Source organism: Lentzea albida (assembly GCF_900111005.1).
GTDB classification, from domain to species: Bacteria; Actinomycetota; Actinomycetes; order Mycobacteriales; family Pseudonocardiaceae; genus Lentzea; species Lentzea albida.
The window spans coordinates 114,192-132,875 of record NZ_FOFV01000014.1 but is presented as its reverse complement, the minus strand read 5'-3'; the positions used below and the strand labels follow the sequence as shown (position 1 = coordinate 132,875).

Below are 18,684 nucleotides of genomic sequence, written 5' to 3'. Positions count from 1 at the left end.
CCCCTAACTTTCGACAGGGTCCCCGTCAGGCGGGCCCGGTGACCGACTCGCTCGCCATCCGGAGGACCAGGTCGTGGTAGCCCTCGGGGTTGTCGGCGCCGGACCGGCCGTCGACCAGCTCGCGCACCAGGTCGCAGTGCCCGGCGTGCTGCGCGGTCTCCGCGACGACGCGGACGAGCAGGTGCCCGAACGTCGTCCGCCTGCGTTCCTCCGGCCACCACGGCACCGAAGCGGGCGCGTCGAGCGGCAGCTGCGCGATCGACTCGTCGGAGTGCTCCCAGGCCGCGCGGTAGAGGCCGACGACGTACTCGCGGGTCTCGTCCGGCTTGACCCACAGGTCGCCGTTCTCCCAGATCGACCCGTCCTCGACCCAGGGCAGGGTGAACGACGCCGGACGGCCCGCGCTCGTGCCGAGGTAGCCGAGCTCGATGCCGACGAGGTGCTTCACCAGGCCGAGCAGGTTGGTGCCGCTCGGCACGAGCGGGCGCCGCACGTCGTACTCGCCCAGTCCGTCCAGGGAGGACAGCACCGAGTCGCGGGACTGCTGCAGGTAGCGCTGGAGGTCTGCGGCGATCATGTTCCTGCCCTCACTTCCTTCGGGTGCGCGACGGTCTGTCGTGGTGGTGGCAGGACGTCCGGCGCGGTGCCCCACTGGCTGTAGACGGCGACGAGGCGTTGCTGCCGCCGGTCGGTGGACGGCGTGGTCTGCTCGATCCGCACGACCCGGTCCTCGTCGTCCGTCTGGACCACGATCCGCACCTCGCCGATCGTGTAACCGCCGGAGCGCGGCACACCGCCCGCGGTGAACACGTACCTGTCGCCGTCGTGCTCGGTGAGGCGCAACGTCGTGCGGTCGACGTCGGCGAAGAGGTTGCCCGGGTGGTAGTAGCGCTCGTCCAGCGACAGGTCGCTCGCGTACGGACCGACCCAGGGCGCGTCGTTGAGCCCCATGCCGGAGAACGTCCTGCCCGGAGGCAGGACGAGGGCGCTGTGCTGCAGGTAGCTCTCGTCGCCCACCCGCACCGACCGGTAGTCGACGACGCGGTGCTCGCCCTCGATGTGCGCGGTGACGTCCTGCTGGGCCGTGGCACCACCGCTGGCGACGTGCAGCACCCCGGCGAAGGTCCGCTTGCGCGGCTCGACGGTGACGTCGAACCGCACCGACCCCTGCGACTGGATGGTCTGCCGCCACTCCCGCAGCAACGCCACCGGGTCCGCGGGCGACGGCGAGCACGCGGTCAGCACCAGCAGCAGGGGCAGGGCTCGCAGCATGCGACGAGTCTGGCAGCACCCGGTCGTGAAGTTTGTGCGTTCGGATCAGCGGCAACCACGAAGCATGAGCGAACACCAGTTCACGACGCCCGAAGGCGGCGGCGAGCCCGTCGACCAGGAGCCGGACGCGGTCGCGCTGGACCTCGACGGCGAGCACGTCACCGCCCCCGAGGAGACCGCGATGCACATCGAGGAGACGGAGGAGGGCGGCGGCCGCGTCGACCGCCCGGACGACGGCTACCTCGACAGTTGAGCCCCAGCGGCGCTCGAGCGCGTCACTTTAGGCTGATTCACGCACAGTGACCCCAGGTCAGCGCGCGATCGCTCGAACGCCGGTGGAGTTTCGCTGGAGCGGCCGTTCCTCTAGGACACAAGCTGACCGCAAGTGGTCATACAGTCCTTCGTGTCGGGACAAACGAGCGAAGGACAGGACCAATGACCACCACCGAGACCCTCACCGGCGACCGCGCGGACCTCCTCGAGGCCCTGCAGCAGCACCGCTGGTTCCTGATGTTCACCGCGCAGGGTCTGAGCGACGAGCAGGCGGCCTCGACGCCGACGGTCAGTGCTCTGAGCGTCGGCGGCCTGATCAAGCACGTGACGTCGGTCGAGGCGAACTGGATCAGGTTCGTCGAGGAGGGCACCTCGGCCATGGAGGCCGACCCCGGCTCCGAGGCCTACGACAGCCACGAGGCGAACTTCAAGATGGCGCCGGGCGAGACGCTGGAGGGCCTGCTCGCGCGCTACCAGGAGGTCGCGGCCCACACCGACGAGCTGATCAAGACCGTCGACATGGACCTGTCGCACCCGCTGCCGTCCGCACCGTGGTTCCCCGAGGGCAAGTCGTGGTCGGCGCGGCGCGTGTTCGCGCACATCGTCGCGGAGACCTCGCAGCACGCGGGCCACGCGGACATCATCCGCGAGACGATCGACGGTCAGAAGACGATGGGCTGAGCCCTGGGCTGAACGGTCGTTCGTTCGCCCCGCTAGACCTTCGGCGGGCTGAAGGCCGCGAGGAACTGGTCCCGGAAGTCGCTCATCCGCGACACCGGGGCCGACCCTCCCGGCTTGATCCCGTCGTCCCACTTCCACGAGTCGGTCCCGGCCACCACCGCCGGGTCCTTGGCGACGATGGTGATCGGCACGTCCCGGGAGGCCCCCTCGCCGGTCACCATCTGCGCCGGCTGGTGGTCGCCGAGGAACACCATCACCAGGTTCTCGTCGCCGTAACGCTCCAGGTACGAGATGACGGACTCCAGCGAGTACGAGATCGAGTGCGCGTAGTCGGCGCGCACGGCACCGGGGTCGCGGCCGAAGATGGACTCCGGCGGGTCGTTCGAGGCGGGCATCGTCGAGTAGATCGAGCCGTCGCCCAGCTTGTCCCAGTCGACGGAGTCCGGCGTCGGTGACCACGGCGCGTGCGAGGACACCATCGGGATCGCCGCCATCACCGGGCCGTGCTGCTTCGCGCGCTCGTTGCGTTGGAACGACTCCAAGGTGAACTGGTCCGGCGTCGTGGCGTAGCCGAAGCGCGGGCCGGCGTAGCCGAGGTCCTGGGCGGCGTAGATCTCGTCGTAGTGGAAGAAGTCGCCCTCCGGCCACGCCTGCGTGATGCCCGGGACGACGCCGACCGAACGCCACGACGACTCGCGGAACGCGCGCGGCAGCGTCAGGCGGTCGGAGGCCACCAGGTTGCGGTAGCGCTGCTGGTTGTCGATCCACAGCCCGGACAGCAGCGTCGCCTGCGCCATCCAGCTGCCACCGCCCGCGGTCGGCGAGGTCAGGTAGGCCGAACGGGCCGTGTACCCCGCCGCCTTCAGGCGATCATCGCCCTGTGCCAGTTTCGCGGCCACGTCCGGCATGTCGAGCGCCGACTTGCCGTAGCTCTCCACGAACGTGAACACGACGTCCTTGCCCTGCAACGAGGACAGCAGGTCCGAGCGGCCGTGGAACGCGTCGACCGAAGCCTCCGCCGCGAACACCTCGCGGTCGTTCAGGCCTGCCTGCACGCGCCGCGCGTGGTCGACCAGCGACGTGGCGGCGGCGTCGGAGTAGACCGGAACGCCAGGCACGGCAAGCGAAACGCACGCGACGGCCAGCACGGCCACCGCGCGGATCGCGACGGGACGGCGGCCGGCGGCCACGGAACCCAGGCGCAGCACGGAAACAGCCGCGACCCACACGATGCCCACGACCAGCGCCACGGCCAGACCGACGGCCAGCACCGAGGCGAAGCGGCCGAAGGTCACGTCCACGAAGTCGATGGCGGGTACCAGCAACGGCCAGTCCAGCACGAGGTCGAAAGGCCGGTACAGCACCATGTCGAAGCCGATGTCCATGATCTTCACGACCGTGAACAGGCCCAGTGCGATACCGCAGGCGATCGCGGCGGGCCTGCGGAACCGGTCCGGCAGCAGCACGAGCACCATCACGCCGATGAGGCCTTCGAGCGGTACCCGCAGGAACGCTTCGAACGTGAACTTCTCGAGGTCGCTCGGTGCGATGAGAACGAACAACACGAACAGTCCCGCCAGGACCGTCACCGTCCGCCGCAGCACCGTCTTCACCGAGCACCCCTTTCCCGAACCCTACGAGGTAAACGCGGCGCGGCACGCCACCGGTTCAACTCCTCTACGATCGGCCTCGTGACCCGCCCGCACGTTCTGCTGAGCGTCGCCGTCAGCCTCGACGGCCACATCGACGACCGCGGCACCGAGAGGTTTCCGCTTTCCAACGCCGAGGACTTCGACCACGTCGACAGGATGCGCGCGGAGTCCGACGCGATTCTCGCCGGAGCCGAGACGTTGCGCCGCGACAACGCGCGACTGCTCGTCTACAGCGACGAGCGGCGCGCGCGGAGAATCGCGGACGGAAAACCGGAGTTCCCCTTGCGCGTCACCGTCACCAGGAGCGGCGACCTGGACCCCGGCCTGCGGTTCTTCCACTGCGGCGGCGAGCGGCTGGTCTACACGAGGAGCGCCCGGACCACCGTCGAGCACCTGGCCGAAACGAAGACCTTCAGCGATTTCGCGGAGATCCTCGACGACCTCGGCGCGCGGGGCGTGAGAAAGCTCATGGTCGAAGGCGGCACGAGCATTCACACGGCGTTCCTCGAAGCCGGACTGGCCGACGAGATCCGGGTGGCGGTGGCACCGATGCTGATCGGGCAGGCGACGGCCCCGCGTTTCGTGAATCCCGCGGAATTCCCCGGTGGACCGGCACGCCGTTTCCACCTGGAGGACGTCACGAAAGTCGGGGACGTCGCGGTGCTGCGCTACTTCCCGAAAGTCACTTCCGAACGAGCTTGAGCGCCCCGAAGATCTGCTCGCGGCGGTAGACCGCGATCACCAGCGCCCACACCACGAACATCAACGGCATCCACGCGCCCTTGAGGCCGCCGTTGGTGACGAGGAACAGCTCGGTCAGCGCGGCGCCGGCCATGATGCCCGCCAGCGCGAGGGCCGCGAGACCGCAGATGCGCGGGATGAGCAGGCCGATCGCGGTCGCGATCTCCAGCACACCGGTGAAGTACCGGAACCACTGGCCGAAGCCGATGTCGTCGAACTTCGCGACGAACTGGTCGGTGAACAGCGCGTAGCCGTTCATGAAGAACTGCACGGCGAGCGCGATCTGCAGGATCCAGACGACGACGTTGCCGACCTTCGCCGCGGTTGAGGTCTGCTCAGGCATGGCGGGATTCTCCCACCGCGACGGCGCTGTTGTTCCACAGCCAGAGCACATCGCGACCGAACGACCACACCAGCGACACCAGCGCGAGACCGACGAGCACCTCGGCGAACGGCAGCAGGCCCGACGCGGCCACGACGAGGAAGATCCCCTGCACCGCGGCGACGACCTTGCGCGCGTAGCTGGCGGGCAGCGGAGCGTTCATCCAGCGCAGGCGCCACGAGGCGGCGACGAACACGTACCGCATGAGGCCGATCGCGAGCACCCACGGACCCATGTGCACGGCCACGTAGGCGCTGAGCACCAGGATGAGGAACGCGTCGACCTCCATGTCGAACCGCGCGCCCAGTTCGGTCGACGTGCCGGTGCGCCGGGCGACCTGGCCGTCCACCCAGTCGAGGGACAACGCCACGGCCGCCAGCGTCACGACCAGCGCGACCGGGACGTCCTGACCGGCCCGGTCCGCCACCAGCGCGGTCACCGCGCCGACCATCAGGCCGCGGGCCAGCGTGACGCGGTCGGCGGGGCCTAACGCCGCGGTGCGGTGCCGTTGCATGCCGTAGCCGAGGAACGCCCACGTGGCGAAGCCGTAGGCCAGCCCGGCGGCCCAGCCCATCGGGCCGAGCCCGGCTGTGGCACCGACCACGGCCAGCGCGACGACCTGGAAACCGGCCCAGATGGCAGGCTCCCGCAGGACGGGCGCGGTCCTGGTGTGCTGAAGTGTGATCATCAGGTGCCCCTAACGAACTTCGTGCGGCGGAGGTGTTGTGAGTGACACGTACGGCGAGTGCCTTTTGGCTCAATGAATCCGGAAACGGGGAGGTTCGGCAGGTCGCACTGGCCGAACCGGGTCCGGGTGAGGTCGAGGTGCGCACGCTGTTCTCGGGCGTGAGCCGGGGCACGGAGACCCTGGTCTTCCGCGGCGGTGTCCCGGAGAACCAGTACGCGGTGATGAGGGCTCCCTTCCAGGAGGGCGACTTCCCGTGGCCGGTCAAGTACGGGTACCTCAACGTGGGCGTCGTCGAACACGGACCCGCACACCTGCGCGGGCGCGCGGTGTTCTGCCTCTATCCACATCAGACCCGTTACGTGGTGCCGGAAAGCTCGGTCACGCCGGTGCCGGAGGCGGTTCCGGCCGCTCGCGCCGTGCTCGCGGGCACCGTGGAGACCGCGGTCAACGCCGTGTGGGACGCGCGTCCGCTGGTCGGCGACCGGATCGCGGTGGTCGGCGGCGGCATGGTCGGGTCGAGCATCGCCGCGGTGCTGGCGACGTTCCCCGGCGCCCGCGTGGAGCTCGTGGACGCGGATCCGGCACGGGAGGAGATCGCCCGCGGTCTCGGCGTCGGGTTCGCCCTGCCGGGCAACGCCCTCGACGGTTGTGACCTGGTGTTCCACGCGAGTGCGACCGAACCCGGCCTCACCACCGCGCTGAACCTGCTCGCGCCGGAAGGCCGGGTGATCGAGCTCAGCTGGTACGGCGACCGGAAGATCTCGGTTCCGCTCGGCGAGTTCTTCCACTCGCGCCGGCTCACGATCCGCAGCAGCCAGGTCGGCGCTGTCGGCCGCCCGGACCGCACCTACGCCGAACGCATGGCCGTCGCGCTGGACCTGCTGGCCGACGCCAGGTTCGACGCGCTGATCACGGGCCACAGCGCGTTCGAGGAGCTCCCGGACGTGATGCCGCGGCTGGCCGACGGCACGATTCCTGCGCTGTGCCACCGGATTGACTACGGTCAGGCCCATGTTCCCGAGTGACACCACGGTCGACGTCCGGGGCAGGAGCGTGGCCGTGCTCCCGGTCGGCAGCACCGAGCAGCACGGCCCGCACCTGCCGCTCGCCACGGACTCGGTGATCGCGTGGACCATCGCGTCGGAGATCGCCGCGAGGTACCCCGAGGTGCGGCTGCTGCCGCCGATCCAGTTCTCGTGCTCGCAGGAGCACGCCGACTGGCCGGGGACCGTCAGCATCTCCGCGCGCACGTTGATCTCAGTGGTCGAGGACATCGCGGAGTCCTTGCGGCGCAACGGTGTCGAGCACGTCGTGCTGGTCAACGGCCACGGCGGCAACTACGTGCTGTCGAACGTCGTGCAGGAGGGTGAAGGGCTGGCGCTGTTCCCCGGACGGGACGACTGGGCGTTCGCGCGGGAGAAGGCGGGCATCGAGACCTCGGCCTACAGCGACATGCACGCCGGCGAGCTGGAGACCTCGATCCTGCTGCACGCGCACCCCGATCTCATCCGTCCCGGCTACGAAACCTCTGACCACCTGGCGGAGGACCGGCGGCACATGCTCACCCTGGGTCTGGCGCCGTACACCGGGTCCGGTGTCGTCGGGCGCCCGTCCCTCGCGTCAGCGCGCAAGGGCGAGCTCCTGCTCGCGGGTCTGGCCGACTCGTTCCGCCACTACCTCGACCTGTTCGGTCCTCGGACGGCGTGACAGGAACAGCACGACCGCGCCGGGCAGGGCGGCGATGAGCGCCAGCACGCCGTAGACGATGCCCGTGGTGAAGCCCTGCGCCGCGCCCAGACCGGCGGCGCCGAACGCCACCGCGAGGAACGCCTCGCGCGGGCCGAACCCGCCGATGTTGACCGGGATCGCCATGATCAGCAGCGCCAGCACGACGACCGGCGCGAGCTGGGTGGTCGTCGCGTCCGACCCGGCGGCGCGGGCGGCCACCAGGAACAGCGCGACGTAGCCCGCGACCGCGGCGGCCGACAGCCCGAGAACCGCGGGCCAGGTCCTGAACGACAGCAGCCTGATGCCGTCGGCGAGGGTGTCGACCAGTGCCCTGCGCACCGGCCGGATGTGCCAGCCGACGACCACGAGCGCGACCAGACCGGCGAGGACGAGCGCGACGGTGGTGCCGTCGGGTGCGAGGTCGAGGCCGGGCGCGGGGTGCGTGAGCAGCACCGCGAGCCCGATCCCGATGAGCACGACCTGGCCGGCGGTGCGCTCGAAGAACACGGCGCGCACGCCCCGTCCGACGTCGCCCGACTCCCGGCCGTGGTTGACCGCGCGGTGCACGTCACCGAGCACGCCGGCGGGCAGCACGGCGTTGACGAGCTGGGCGCGGTAGTAGTCGCCGACGGCGGTCTTCAACGTCAGCGGCAGGCCGAGGCGGCGCGCGACGAGGACCCAGCGACCCGCGCTGAGCACCGTCGTCACGAGCCCGATCGCCAGCGCGGCGGCCACGGAGAACGCGTCGATCGCGCGCAGTCCGTCGAGGAAGGCACCGGTGCCCAGGCGCACGCCCAGGGCCACCAGGATGCCCACCGCCAGCAGCAGTCGGAGCCACGGCCAGAACTTCTTCATCTCACACAGCTCCCGGTAGTGCCAGCAGGTCGACGTGGTGGACCACCGCGGAGGCCGTTGACCTGCGACGCAGGTACTCGGGCGCCTCGGCGGCGAGTGCGGGTTCCTGCTCCACCGCGGCACCGACCCAGCCCCGCAGCCATTCCCGCTGCAGGGCGTCGGCGTTCATGCGCCAGGGGCTCTGAGCCGTCCGGACCGAGGCGCCTGCCGCCGCGAACGCCTCTTCGGCGGCGGCGGGGGCGTCGGGCCCGAGGAGACGGCGCCCGTCCACGACGCGACGCTGGTGGGCGTTGAACGCGTCCTGGAAGGCGGCGTCGAGCGGCTCGGCCGGATCCAGTTCGATCCGGCCTGCCACCGAGAGCGTGAACAGTGCGGGCACATGAGCTTCTACGCAGGCCATGGCCAGTTCGTTCATCTCTTCGGCGGTGAGCAGGTCGAGCAACGCGGAGCACGTGACGAGGTCGGCGCCCGCGAGGTCGGAGGCTTCGAGGGACGTGAGGTCGCCCTCACGCGTCTCGACGGTGACGTTCTCGAAGGCGCTCATGCCGGCCTCCGCCAGCCCGAGCAGCCGGGGGTCGCGGTCGTGCAGCACCCAGTGCTGCACGCCGCCGAGCCTGCCGGCGAGCCATCGTCCCATCGATCCCGTTCCACACCCGAGGTCACGGATGGTCAGGGGGGTTCGGTTCACCAGAGTTTCGCGGAGGGTGTCCACGAGCTCGGTCGAGCGCGCCCGTGCGTCGGCGTTTTCCCTCAGTGCCAGCCATTCCGGGGAGAAGGTCATGGCCGGAGCGTAGCCAGCACCCTCCGCAGGTCCTCTGTGGATTCGTCCCAAGTGGACAGAACGGCCCGCCGCGCGAGCGCTTTGCGACGCAACTCCGACCGGAATTGTTGATCTTCAAACCAGCGCGTTAGTGCAGCTTCCAATGCATTTTCGTCCTCGGTGGGAAAGAGCAGTCCGCCGTCGCCGAGGGCGTCCGGAACGGCGCTCGCGATGACCGGCAGACCGTGCGCGAGGGCCTCGGTGACGACCATGCCGTAGGTCTCGGCGCGGGAGGCCAGGACGAAGAGGTCCGCACCCACATACGCGCTGGTCAGGGCCTCGCCGGCGAGGGGGCCGGGGAAGCTGACGCGGTCGTCGTGCGGCAGTTCGCGCAGGAACGGCCGGTGCGGGCCCACGCACGTCAGCCGCCAGTCGCGGTCGATCCTCCGCAACGCCCTGACCAGCAGGTCGTGGCCTTTGCGGGGTGTGATGGACGCGACGCAGAGCAGGTGGTGCACGCCGTCCGTGCCGTGCGCGAGCGGCGCCGGATCGGTGCCCGGGACGACCACGTGGACGTGGTCGAGCCCGTGCCGCGTCCTGATGTCCCGCGCGGCCGTCGGGCTGGTCGCGACGACCGCGCTCGCGGCCCGCAGGACCTGGCCCTCCTTCTCGTTCAGGAACGCGGCGGTCGCCGGGTCGAGGCCGGTCTCGTCCGCCAGCGGCAGGTGGACGAGCACGACGATCTCCAGCCTGCGCGTGTGGGGAACGACGACTTCAGGCAGTCCGCAGCTCACGAGACCGTCGAGGAGCACGACGTCTCCCCGCGGGATGGCCGCAAGCGCTTGCTCCAACGCGGTGGGGTCGCTCGGACGCGGCCAGTCACCAGCGACGAGCACACGCTCCAGGCCCGCGCTCACACGCAGGTCGTAGACGTTGCCGCCGCTGGGACTGCCGGGGTCCGCGACGTCAGCCGGAAGGACGAAGTGCACGTTCGTAGCTCGCCCACGCCACATGCGACTCGTGGAGTGTGACGGCGATCGCATCGATCCCGTGAGCGCCCTCACCCAGGGCACCCGCGGAGATCTTGTCCGCGAGCTGGTCGGCGATGTGCTTCGCGAGCCACTCCGTGGACGTGTTGATGCCCGCGAACTGCGGTTCTTCGTCCAGGTTGCGGTAGTTGAACTCCGCCAGGACGCCGCTGAGCTCCTGGGTCGCGAGTCCGATGTCGACGACGATGTTGTCCGAATCGAGCTCAGTCCGTTTGAACGTTGCGTCCACCAGGAACGTTGCTCCATGCAGACGTTGCGCTGGACCGAAGACCTCGCCGCGGAAACTGTGGGCGATCATCACGTGATCGCGGACGGTGATGCTGAACAGGATGACCTCCGCTGTGCGGTCGGGTTACGGTGCGACCTCCATCCGAGCGTAGCTGCACGTTCGGAAGGCGCCTGGCGACAAGGGGACCGGAGATGTTCGAGCAGGCCTTCAACGACGAAGACGTGGCGGAGTCCGATCTGGTGACACGGCGTGGCACCTTCCGCGCAGTCGCGTTCCGCGCGGACGGCCACGAACACATGGCTCTCGTGCACGGCAAGACGAAGTTGCGCGAGAACGTGCTGGTGCGCATCCACTCCGAGTGCATGACCGGCGACATCTTCGGGGCCATGCGCTGCGAGTGCGGGGAACAGCTCGACGCCGCGCTGAACACGATCGTGCGCGAGGGCAGCGGCATCCTCGTCTACCTGCGCGGCCACGAGGGCCGCGGCATCGGGCTGGTGGACAAGATCCGCACGCACGTGCTGCAGGACGAGGGACTGGACACGTTGGACTCCGCCACGTCGCTCGGGCTCCCCGTCGACGTGCGCGACTACACCCCGGCGGCGCGCGTGCTCAAGCACCTGCGCGTGCAGTCCGTGCGGCTGATGTCGAACAACCCGGACAAGATCGCGGCGCTCGAGTCCCACGGGATCCCGGTCACCGCGCGGGTGCCGTCGCTGATGAAGCCCAACCAGCACAACATCGCGTACCTGACCGCGAAGCGCGACCGGCTCGGGCACGACCTGCCCCAGGTGGAGGGGTTCACGACGCTGCCGCACGCCCGCTGACCGTTGCTTTGCCGGCACGCGGGGCTCAGACTGGGCCGATGCTGGCGCTGCGGGCTGCGCGCGCGTTCGACGGTGAGCGGTCGATCGCGGGTCCCGTCACGGTCGTCACCGAGGACGGGAAGATCAGGGCCGTCGAGCGCGGCCACCCCGACGTGGCGGGTGCCGAGGTCGCCGACCTCGGCACCGCGACCGTCCTGCCCGGACTGATCGACACCCACGTGCACCTGTGCGCGGACAGCGAGAACGGTGCGCTGGACCGCCTGCCCGAGTTCACCTCCGAACACCTCGACGCGGTGATCGCGGACGGCCTCGACCGGCAGCTGAGGGCCGGTGTCACGACCGTCCGCGACCTGGGCGACCGCGCGTGGGCCGTGGTGGACCAGCGAGACCGGCACCGGCAGCGCGTCCTCGCCTCCGGCCCGCCCATCACGAGCCCGCGCGGTCACTGCTGGTCGATGGGCGGTGAGGCGTCCGGCGACGAGGCGCTCCGCTCGGCCGTGCGGGAACGGGCCGAGCGACGGGTCGACGTCGTCAAGGTCATGGCCAGCGGCGGGTTCGCGACCCCCGGCACGATCGTCGACGACTGCCAGTTCACCGAGCACGAACTGCGCGTGGTGGTCGAGGAGGCCCACTCGCTCGGCCTCCCGGTGACCGCCCACGCCCACAGCCTCGCGGCCGTGCAGCGGTCCGTGGCCGCGGGCGTCGACGGCATCGAGCACTGCACGTGCCTGTCCGGCGGGGCCATGGTGGTCCCCGTCGACCTGATGGACGCGCTGGCCGAGGCCGACATCGCCGTCTGCCACACGCTCGGCTCCACGGAGACGCCGCCCCCGCACATCAGGGAGGCGTTCGAGCGCATGGGGATGAGCCTGGCGGCCAAGATCAACGCAGTCGGTCGCATGTACGACCACGGCGTGCGCGCGGTCTCCGGCACCGACGGCGGGATCGGCGCGGGCAAGGCCCACGGGATCACCGCCCACGCCCTCGGCGACATGGTCGAGGCCGGGATGCCGAACTCGGTGGTGCTGGCGAGCGCCACCAGTGGGGCGGCCAGGGCCTGCGGGGTCACCAAGGGCGCGCTGAAGCCGGGATGGGACGCGGATGTGATCGCCGTGCAAGGAGATCCCATGCGGGACATCACGGCGTTGCACCACGTGACGACCGTGGTGATCGGTGGTCAGATCGCGACGACCGTCTTGCCGGCCGACCGTCGCGAGTAGACGTGGTCGATCGCGTCCAGCGCCTCGGACAGCGGGAAGACCTTGCCCACGGCGGGTTTCACGCGGCCGGCCTCGACCAGCACGCGCAGTTCGTCGAAGATCTCGGCGCGCTCGCGCGCCACCAGCGGGACGAACTTCTGCTTGATGAAGGGGTTCTGCAGGACCGAGGCCAGCGACTTCTCGAACCCGCCCGTGACCGCTCCCCCGTCCTCGGAACCGACCAGGACGATCCGGCCGCCCGCGACCGTCGCCCGGCGCAGCCTGGACAACGGCCTGGCCCCGCCGCACGACAGGATCAGGTCGTACGTGCCGGTGAAGTCCGCGACCGTGTGGTCGAAGACCTCGTCGGCGCCCAGTGACCGCACCAGTTCGACCTTGGTCGTGCTGCACACACCGGTCACGTGCGCGCCCAGGGCTTTCGCGATCTGGACGCCGTACGAGCCGACGCCGCCGCCCGCACCGAGCACCAGGACCCGCTGTCCGGGCCGGACTCCGCGCAGTCCTTCCAGCGCCGTTCCTCCCGAGATCGGCACCGCGGCCGCCTCGGTGAACGAGATCCCCTCCGGCTTGCGCGCCAGCCGCGAGACCGGCGCGACGGCGTACTCGGCGAACGACCCCTCGCACGTGCCGAACACCTCGTCGCCCACCGCGAACGCGGTGACGCCCGGCCCGACCTCCTTCACGACGCCGGAGACGTCCCGTCCCGGCACCGGCGACTTCGGTCCGCGGAACCCGAACCCGAGGATCCGCACCACGTACGGCTTGCCCTCGAGCAGGTGCCAGACGCCCATGTCGACGCCCGCCGCCCGCACCTCCAGCAGAACCTCGCCCTCCCGAGGCACAGGCACAGCGAGCTCACCGAACACCGCCGATCCGTATCTTCGTTGCACGACAGCCTTCATCAGTCCTCCTCCGGGTACTGGAACACCTCGTCGAGCGACACCCCGAACGCCCGCGCGATCTTGAAAGCGACCTCCAGCGAGGGCGAGTACTTCCCCTGTTCGATGGCGATCAGCGTCTGCCGCGTCACGCCGACGGCCGCGGCGAGGTCGGCCTGCTTCATCTCGCCGTGCGCGAACCGCAGCGCACGGATGGAGTTCGTGACCTTCGTCGGTTTCACAGCATTCCCCGCTGGTAGAGCGCGATCTTCGCCAGCGAGCCGAGCACCGCGGACAGCACGAAGCACAGGTAGAGCACGTTCGCGATCCAGAAGTGCGGGGCCTCGATCATCGCCAGCGCCATCGCGGACACGCCGCCGATGACGACGAACGACTGGCCGATGTTGTCGGCGATCCGGCCGATCTCGCGGTCGCGCTCGTCGGCCTGCAGGCCGTCGTTGCGCGCGGCGATGCCGAACCAGATGCCCGACACGATGCCGGCGACGACGCCGAGCCCGATCGTCCACAGCATCGGTGTGACGTACGGCGCATTCACGAGCGGTCTGCCCGCCGCGCCATTCACCACAAGCACGACGTACAAGGCATATCCGACCACGGAGATGACCGCCAACGCCCACGCCCGCTTCTCTTCGAACGCCATGGTCCCGCTCCTGATGTCAAAGAAACCTGACATCACCAAGGTAAAGCGAACCAGACACCGTGTCAAACATCTTTGACTCGGTGCCAGCACGGCCGCGGCGGCCGGATGGCGGTCGACTACGTCCGATCGGACCCGTTAGCGTGCCGCGCATGCTCCGTCCGATGCTCGTCGCGTGCGCGCTCGCCCTCACGGCCTGCGGTCACGCAGTGACGGCGGAACCACCCGCCGCCGCGCACACGCCGGCGGCGGCGCCCCTCGTCGCGACGCCCGAGGTCTGCCCGCTGCCCGACAGCGGGTTCGAGTGCGACTTCCAGAAGCGCATCAGAGCCGCCGAGGACTACGCCGAGACCAGGCCCGGATCCGTCGGTTTCGTGCTGCGCGACCGCAAGACCGGCGTGGTCTGGCGCAACGAGCACGCGGGCGACCTGACGTGGACGGCCTCGACGATCAAGCTCGCCATGGTCGTCAACCTGCTCGAACGCCACCGCGCCGGCAAGATCACGCTGAGCGCCGGCGACCGCACGCTGATGAGCGCGATGCTGCACACGTCCGATGACGACGCGGCGGACTCGCTGTGGAAGAAGTACAACGGCACGACGTTCAACGCGGCGTTCGCCAAGTACGGGATGACCGACCTGGTGCCGCAGAAGGGGTATTCGTCCACGTTCCCCTACTGGGGCTTCGAGAAGTGCACGGCGAACGACCTCGACCGGCTGATGAACCACGTCCTCGACGCCGTGCCCGCCGCCGACCGCGACTACATCGTCGGGCAGATGCGTGACGTCGGCCCGGTGCAGCAGTGGGGTGTCTGGGGCCCCGACTCCGGCGCGAAGAACGGCTGGTCGGAGGAGGACGGCGGCTGGGTCATGAACTCCGTCGGGTTCGTCGGGAAGGACGAGCGGTACACACTCGCGATCATGAACGACCTCCGGGGCGAGGGCGCCTACGACGAGGGTCGTGAGACGGACACGGAGATCACGCGCATCCTGTTCCGCTGAGCGTCAGCCCGGAATCGACTCCCACAGGCAGAGCACGCTGCCCTCGCTGTCCTTGACGTACTGCGAGAACCCGAAGTCGCCGACGCGCTCCTTGGCGTTGAGGAGCTCACCACCGGCCGCCTCGACCTTCCGCGCCACCTCGTCGATGCTCGGCACGTCGATCATCAGCACCGGCCCCTGCACGAACTCGCTGCGCGGCGAGATCCCGCCGTCCGCGTCCGCGACGTCGACCGGCCTCCCGCTGGAGTCGACGAGCACGTAGTCGAACGGCAACCGCTGCGCCGACCACCCGAACACGTCGCGGTAGAACGCCGTCGCCCGCGCCAGGTCGTCCGCGGGCAGCTCGAACTTGACCCTGGTCATCGCGCGAGGTCCGGCACCTGGGCGATCAGCTCCTCCGGAGCCGACAACCGCCACGCCTCGAAGACCAGTTCCTTCATCTCGTCCGCCTCGACGCCCTCGAGGTACGCCACGACCCAGCCGAACCCGCCCGCCGTGAACTGCACCTCGAACACGTCGGGCCGCTCCGCCACCAGGGCCAGCTGCTCGGACAGCGTCTGCTTCAACCCGACCGTCTGCGTGCGGGGCCAGTAGTACCCGAACACCTTGCCGCGCACGCGGAACGTGTCGTACTGCTGCCCCGACGAGCGCGTCGCCTCGGCGAGCCCGTCCACGATCCTGAAGAGCTGCTTGTTCGTCGTCGCCACAACCGACCCCCAAAGCCGAAGAGCGGAAAGTATAAATCGGGCATCGCGAGGCGGCCGGTCCGCTCTCGTGCCACCACGATCACGGTGACCAACCAGGGCAGCCTTAGTCGGTCGCCATCAGGCACGCCTTGAGCCACAGGGCTTCCGGGTGGTTGAGGATGATGTCGCCCGCGACCGGCACGTCGCCGAAGAAGCGCCGAACTCCGGCAGGAAGATCCTTGTTCGCCCCTCCGCTGGTCGGCGGGCCAGCGATCTGCTTCGGCTCCCACCCCAGGTCCGAGTGCAGCAGCACCGCCGTCTTCTTCTTCCGACCTCGCACGAACACCAGTCGCTCTCCGTGCTCGTTCACGAAGTAGGAGACGTAGTCGGATTCACCGATCGGATATCCGCTCATCTTCGAGAGCAACGCACGCATCTCGCGCCCGAGTTCGTCAGTCACGAACGACACCGTATCGCCCGTGCCACACTCGATGCGTGAATTACCGATCCGGTTTCGTGCTCCTGCAATTCCTCAAGGAAGCCAAGGCGATGACCAGGTCTTCCGAGGTGGGTCAGCACCTCGATGACGCGATCGCCTTCATCACGGCCGGCTCTGGTGACGGTCCGCCCTACCACCGCGGCAAACCGCTCGTGACCCACTTGAAGGCGGCTGCGCTCGCCGCCGGCCAGGCAGATGAGCCCGAGATCAGCAATCGGTTGACGGACTTCGCCGAGTACGCGGCGGGCGAAATACCATTGACTCTTCTCGAACACTTCTACGAGCCGGGCACAAAAGAGTCCAGCGAGCAGATGATGCGTTCGATGCTCCAGATCGGCCTGCAGAGGTGCACCGAACTGCTCACCGAGTTCACCAGACACCGCCCGGACGCGACCGCCGACGATGCCCGGCGTTGGATGCGTGACGTGTCCAGAGTGATGGAGCGGTGGAAGATCGGAGAGGACCGGCTCGGTGGTGTGAAGTTGCCGAGGAACATTCCGGACTCCCTGACCTGGTTCAGCCGGATTCAGCTCGTGCTCGCGGAAGACCCAGGGACGCGAGAACACCTCACCGAAGAGCTCGCAGAGGAACTCGCCGATGTGCCCGGTGCTGAGGCACTGGCCCAAGCCGTCCAGTGGCATCGTCGGAAAACCGCCCTCGATCGTCTCCGGTCGGTCGTGGAAAGTCCTGGTAGCAGCGAGAAGGACATCCATGATGAGCTCAAGCAGCAGACGTGGATCTTCGGTGGTCGTTACGTCGAGGAACTGTCACGTCGCCGGCTGGCACCCGGCGACGAGCTCGACATCCCGCTGCTGCGCGGGGACGGAGCACTGCACGTCGTTGAGCTGAAGAAGGCCGACGTCCCCGGTCTGATCGAGAAACCGCGCTCCCATCCCGCAGTCGGGATCGATGTTCACCGGGCCATGACCCAGGTCGCGAACTACCTCCGTTCACTGGACGAGAACCGCGAGCGAATCCTCACGGAACACGGGATCGAATGCCGCCGGTCCTTCGCAACGGTGTTGATCGGACACCCGTCCTTCGTCCGAGGTCCCTACACGGCCGAAGAGATCTCCGGTGCGTTTCGCACGTACAACGCGACCCTGAGCCGCATCGAGGTGATGACGTATCAGGAACTGATCGAGTCAGCGGAGCGCACGCTGGCTCTGGACGCGCGCTGACCGCCGCGGTCCATCAGATGATCAACGATCAGCGCGGCGTGTGACAGCGGCCTGCTGAGATCCTCCACGTCCCCGTTCGTCGTGTAGTCGAGCAGTACGACATCGGCCGACGTGGCCAGCTCGCGCAGCTGCGCCACCTCGGTTCGCACCCGGTGCTCCAGAACCCAGCGGTACGCCGGCAAGTAGATCTCCCGGCGGGTCGGGTAGTCGAGCAGGTGGTCGCCTTCGATGCCGGCCCGATGCCCGCGCACCGGGCCGAGGCGGCGCACCGTGCGCCTGAGGCCCTTCATCGACGTGACCGCGAGCTTCGCCGGGCCGACGTCCTCATCCTCGAAGACCTTCAGCGCCTGCCACAGACCTTCGACCGACTCGCTCGTCACGCCCGGTGACAACGGCACCGGGATGCCGCCGTGCGGGAAGAACGGGCTGAAGCGCACCCACGGCTCAGGACCGCGCGAGGTCACGTCGACGACCACGGCGTCCGGGCGGTTCACCTTGCGTCGCTTGCTCGCGACTTCGACGGGCATGGTTCGAGCATGGCAGGGGGGTCTGACAATTCCGGGCCGCCCGGCACGCGGCTGCGCTGGGTCAGCACCACGCAGACGAGCACGACCGCCGCCGTGACCAGAGCGGGCCAGCCGACCGGTTCCCCCAGCACCGCCGCGGACCACAGCAGCGTGAGGACGGGCTGCGCCAGCTGGATCTGGCCGATCTTGGCGACACCGCCCGCGGCCAGGCCCGCGTACCAGGCGAAGAAGCCCAGGAACATCGAGATCAGGGCCACGTAGGCGAAACTGAGCCACACGACGCCGTCGGCGCGGGAGAAGTCCGCTGTGTACAAGGAGATCGGGATCGTCACGGGCAGGGAGACGACCAGGGCCCAGCAGACGGTCCTGGCTCCGCCCAGCTCGCGGGACAGCGCGCCTCCTTCGGCGTATCCCAAGCCGCACAGCACAACCGCGACGAAGAGGTAGAGGTCGGCGACGCCCAGCGAGCCGGAGAGGCCGCCGCCGGTGGCCACGAACGCCAGGACGGCGAGCAGGCCGGCGCCGCTCGAGAGCCAGAACGCGAGGGGCGGGCGTTCCGAGGCGCGCAGGACCGCCCAGATCGCCGTGGACATGGGGAGGACGGCGATCACGACGGCGCCGTGGGCCGAGGTCTGGGTGGTGAGGGCCAGGGAGGTGAAGAGCGGGAAGCCGATCACGATGCCGATCGCGACGACGACCAGGCGGCGGAGCTGTGTCACCGTCGGGCGGGGCGCGCGCGATAACGCGAGGTAGGCGATGGCCAGGACGCCGGCGACCAGTGCGCGGCCGAACGCGACGAACCACGGGTCCAGACCTGCCACCGCCAGCCGGGTCGCGGGCAGGGAGAAGCTGAAACCCAGGACGCCGAGCGCGCCGAGTGTTACCCCCGCTGGCACG

26 protein-coding genes are annotated in these 18,684 nt (G+C 69.4%); 9 read left to right on the top strand and 17 right to left on the bottom strand.

All coding sequences use genetic code 11. The features are described from left to right. Positions 1-25: 25 nt before the first annotated feature. Together BMY74_RS30235 and BMY74_RS30230 are read right to left on the bottom strand one after the other, a co-directional pair. The gene (locus BMY74_RS30235) at positions 26-577 is read right to left on the bottom strand and encodes a DinB family protein (RefSeq protein ID WP_089921895.1); all 552 of its coding nucleotides are present in this window, start codon (positions 575-577) and stop codon (positions 26-28) included. After that, positions 574-1,272 (bottom strand): hypothetical protein, encoded by a 699-nt coding sequence (locus BMY74_RS30230; RefSeq protein ID WP_089921894.1) that lies wholly within the window; start codon positions 1,270-1,272, stop codon positions 574-576. Before BMY74_RS30230 ends, BMY74_RS30235 begins: the two co-directional genes overlap by 4 nt. Before the next feature lie 64 nt (positions 1,273-1,336). On the opposite strand from BMY74_RS30230, the gene BMY74_RS30225 reads away from it, so the two are divergent. Continuing rightward, positions 1,337-1,525 (top strand): hypothetical protein, encoded by a 189-nt coding sequence (locus BMY74_RS30225; RefSeq protein ID WP_089921893.1) that lies wholly within the window; start codon positions 1,337-1,339, stop codon positions 1,523-1,525. A 182-nt stretch (positions 1,526-1,707) separates the two neighbouring features. Beyond that, positions 1,708-2,226 carry a DinB family protein gene (locus BMY74_RS30220; RefSeq protein ID WP_089921892.1) on the top strand — a complete coding sequence of 173 codons (519 nt, stop codon included), beginning with the start codon at positions 1,708-1,710 and terminating at the stop codon, positions 2,224-2,226. A gap of 32 nt (positions 2,227-2,258) precedes the next feature. On the opposite strand, the gene BMY74_RS30215 is transcribed toward BMY74_RS30220, so the two are convergent. Then, positions 2,259-3,839 (bottom strand): LTA synthase family protein, encoded by a 1,581-nt coding sequence (locus tag BMY74_RS30215; protein WP_089921891.1) that lies wholly within the window; start codon positions 3,837-3,839, stop codon positions 2,259-2,261. Positions 3,840-3,917: 78 nt separating this feature from the next. On the opposite strand from BMY74_RS30215, the gene BMY74_RS30210 reads away from it, so the two are divergent. Further along, a complete protein-coding gene (locus BMY74_RS30210) occupies positions 3,918-4,580 on the top strand; it encodes a RibD family protein (protein WP_089921890.1) in 663 nt (220 codons plus the stop codon). On the opposite strand, the gene BMY74_RS30205 is transcribed toward BMY74_RS30210, so the two are convergent. Beyond that, the gene (locus tag BMY74_RS30205) at positions 4,561-4,962 is read right to left on the bottom strand and encodes a DoxX family protein (RefSeq protein ID WP_089921889.1); all 402 of its coding nucleotides are present in this window, start codon (positions 4,960-4,962) and stop codon (positions 4,561-4,563) included. The two genes, BMY74_RS30210 and BMY74_RS30205, sit on opposite strands and share 20 nt — an antisense overlap. Then, positions 4,955-5,689, bottom strand: coding sequence for a CDP-alcohol phosphatidyltransferase family protein (locus tag BMY74_RS30200; RefSeq protein ID WP_089921888.1), 735 nt, complete (start codon positions 5,687-5,689; stop codon positions 4,955-4,957). Before BMY74_RS30200 ends, BMY74_RS30205 begins: the two co-directional genes overlap by 8 nt. A 41-nt stretch (positions 5,690-5,730) precedes the next feature. On the opposite strand from BMY74_RS30200, the gene BMY74_RS30195 reads away from it, so the two are divergent. Together BMY74_RS30195 and BMY74_RS30190 are read left to right on the top strand one after the other, a co-directional pair. Beyond that, the gene (locus BMY74_RS30195; RefSeq protein WP_089921887.1) at positions 5,731-6,714 is read left to right on the top strand and encodes a zinc-dependent alcohol dehydrogenase; all 984 of its coding nucleotides are present in this window, start codon (positions 5,731-5,733) and stop codon (positions 6,712-6,714) included. Continuing rightward, positions 6,701-7,396 (top strand): creatininase family protein, encoded by a 696-nt coding sequence (locus BMY74_RS30190; protein ID WP_089921886.1) that lies wholly within the window; start codon positions 6,701-6,703, stop codon positions 7,394-7,396. The genes BMY74_RS30195 and BMY74_RS30190 overlap by 14 nt, the downstream gene beginning before the upstream one ends. On the opposite strand, the gene BMY74_RS30185 is transcribed toward BMY74_RS30190, so the two are convergent. Genes BMY74_RS30185 through BMY74_RS30170 form a run of 4 tightly spaced genes read right to left on the bottom strand, consistent with a single transcriptional unit; the run spans position 7,310 to position 10,409 of the window. Continuing rightward, a complete protein-coding gene (locus BMY74_RS30185) occupies positions 7,310-8,272 on the bottom strand; it encodes a lysylphosphatidylglycerol synthase transmembrane domain-containing protein (RefSeq protein WP_089921885.1) in 963 nt (320 codons plus the stop codon). The genes BMY74_RS30190 and BMY74_RS30185 overlap by 87 nt on opposite strands. A gap of 1 nt (position 8,273) precedes the next feature. Next, positions 8,274-9,053 carry a class I SAM-dependent methyltransferase gene (locus BMY74_RS30180; protein WP_089921884.1) on the bottom strand — a complete coding sequence of 260 codons (780 nt, stop codon included), beginning with the start codon at positions 9,051-9,053 and terminating at the stop codon, positions 8,274-8,276. After that, positions 9,050-10,045 (bottom strand): glycosyltransferase family 4 protein, encoded by a 996-nt coding sequence (locus BMY74_RS30175; protein WP_218159788.1) that lies wholly within the window; start codon positions 10,043-10,045, stop codon positions 9,050-9,052. Before BMY74_RS30175 ends, BMY74_RS30180 begins: the two co-directional genes overlap by 4 nt. Beyond that, positions 9,999-10,409, bottom strand: coding sequence for a 6-pyruvoyl trahydropterin synthase family protein (locus BMY74_RS30170; RefSeq protein WP_089921882.1), 411 nt, complete (start codon positions 10,407-10,409; stop codon positions 9,999-10,001). The genes BMY74_RS30175 and BMY74_RS30170 overlap by 47 nt, the downstream gene beginning before the upstream one ends. Positions 10,410-10,501: 92 nt before the next feature. On the opposite strand from BMY74_RS30170, the gene ribA reads away from it, so the two are divergent. Further along, positions 10,502-11,137: a GTP cyclohydrolase II gene (gene ribA, locus BMY74_RS30165; protein ID WP_089921881.1), complete on the top strand. Its 636-nt coding sequence runs from the start codon at positions 10,502-10,504 to the stop codon at positions 11,135-11,137. Positions 11,138-11,175: 38 nt separating this feature from the next. Continuing rightward, on the top strand, positions 11,176-12,357 hold the full coding sequence (locus BMY74_RS30160; protein ID WP_089921880.1) for an amidohydrolase family protein: 1,182 nt from the start codon (positions 11,176-11,178) through the stop codon (positions 12,355-12,357). Here BMY74_RS30160 and BMY74_RS30155 read toward each other — a convergent pair. From BMY74_RS30155 to BMY74_RS30145, 3 genes are read right to left on the bottom strand one after another with little or no spacing between them, the layout of a single operon-like run. Next, on the bottom strand, positions 12,315-13,259 hold the full coding sequence (locus BMY74_RS30155) for an NAD(P)-dependent alcohol dehydrogenase (protein WP_089921879.1): 945 nt from the start codon (positions 13,257-13,259) through the stop codon (positions 12,315-12,317). The two genes, BMY74_RS30160 and BMY74_RS30155, sit on opposite strands and share 43 nt — an antisense overlap. Further along, the gene (locus BMY74_RS30150; RefSeq protein ID WP_089922021.1) at positions 13,259-13,420 is read right to left on the bottom strand and encodes a helix-turn-helix transcriptional regulator; all 162 of its coding nucleotides are present in this window, start codon (positions 13,418-13,420) and stop codon (positions 13,259-13,261) included. Before BMY74_RS30150 ends, BMY74_RS30155 begins: the two co-directional genes overlap by 1 nt. A 53-nt stretch (positions 13,421-13,473) precedes the next feature. Further along, positions 13,474-13,896 (bottom strand): hypothetical protein, encoded by a 423-nt coding sequence (locus BMY74_RS30145; protein ID WP_089921878.1) that lies wholly within the window; start codon positions 13,894-13,896, stop codon positions 13,474-13,476. 149 nt (positions 13,897-14,045) lie between these two features. On the opposite strand from BMY74_RS30145, the gene BMY74_RS30140 reads away from it, so the two are divergent. Beyond that, entirely contained in the window at positions 14,046-14,894 is an 849-nt protein-coding gene (locus tag BMY74_RS30140; protein ID WP_218159787.1) for a class A beta-lactamase-related serine hydrolase, read from the top strand. 3 nt (positions 14,895-14,897) lie between these two features. Here the strand turns inward: BMY74_RS30140 and BMY74_RS30135 are convergent, their stop codons facing one another. The 3 genes from BMY74_RS30135 to BMY74_RS30125 all read right to left on the bottom strand — a co-directional run bounded on the left by BMY74_RS30135 (position 14,898) and on the right by BMY74_RS30125 (position 16,040). Next, entirely contained in the window at positions 14,898-15,257 is a 360-nt protein-coding gene (locus BMY74_RS30135) for a VOC family protein (RefSeq protein ID WP_089921877.1), read from the bottom strand. Then, positions 15,254-15,601: an MmcQ/YjbR family DNA-binding protein gene (locus BMY74_RS30130; RefSeq protein WP_089921876.1), complete on the bottom strand. Its 348-nt coding sequence runs from the start codon at positions 15,599-15,601 to the stop codon at positions 15,254-15,256. Before BMY74_RS30130 ends, BMY74_RS30135 begins: the two co-directional genes overlap by 4 nt. 103 nt (positions 15,602-15,704) lie before the next feature. Further along, entirely contained in the window at positions 15,705-16,040 is a 336-nt protein-coding gene (locus BMY74_RS30125) for a hypothetical protein (protein ID WP_143091755.1), read from the bottom strand. A 35-nt stretch (positions 16,041-16,075) separates the two neighbouring features. On the opposite strand from BMY74_RS30125, the gene BMY74_RS30120 reads away from it, so the two are divergent. Further along, positions 16,076-17,260, top strand: a complete 1,185-nt coding sequence (locus BMY74_RS30120) for a Shedu immune nuclease family protein (RefSeq protein ID WP_143091754.1) — start codon at positions 16,076-16,078, stop codon at positions 17,258-17,260. Here the strand turns inward: BMY74_RS30120 and BMY74_RS30115 are convergent. Both BMY74_RS30115 and BMY74_RS30110 read right to left on the bottom strand, forming a co-directional pair. Further along, positions 17,209-17,787 carry a DUF6939 family protein gene (locus BMY74_RS30115; protein WP_089921873.1) on the bottom strand — a complete coding sequence of 193 codons (579 nt, stop codon included), beginning with the start codon at positions 17,785-17,787 and terminating at the stop codon, positions 17,209-17,211. The genes BMY74_RS30120 and BMY74_RS30115 overlap by 52 nt on opposite strands. Next, complete coding sequence (locus BMY74_RS30110; RefSeq protein ID WP_218159786.1) at positions 17,751-18,683, bottom strand: DMT family transporter; 933 nt, start codon at positions 18,681-18,683, stop codon at positions 17,751-17,753. The genes BMY74_RS30115 and BMY74_RS30110 overlap by 37 nt, the downstream gene beginning before the upstream one ends. Position 18,684: the final 1 nt, after the last annotated feature.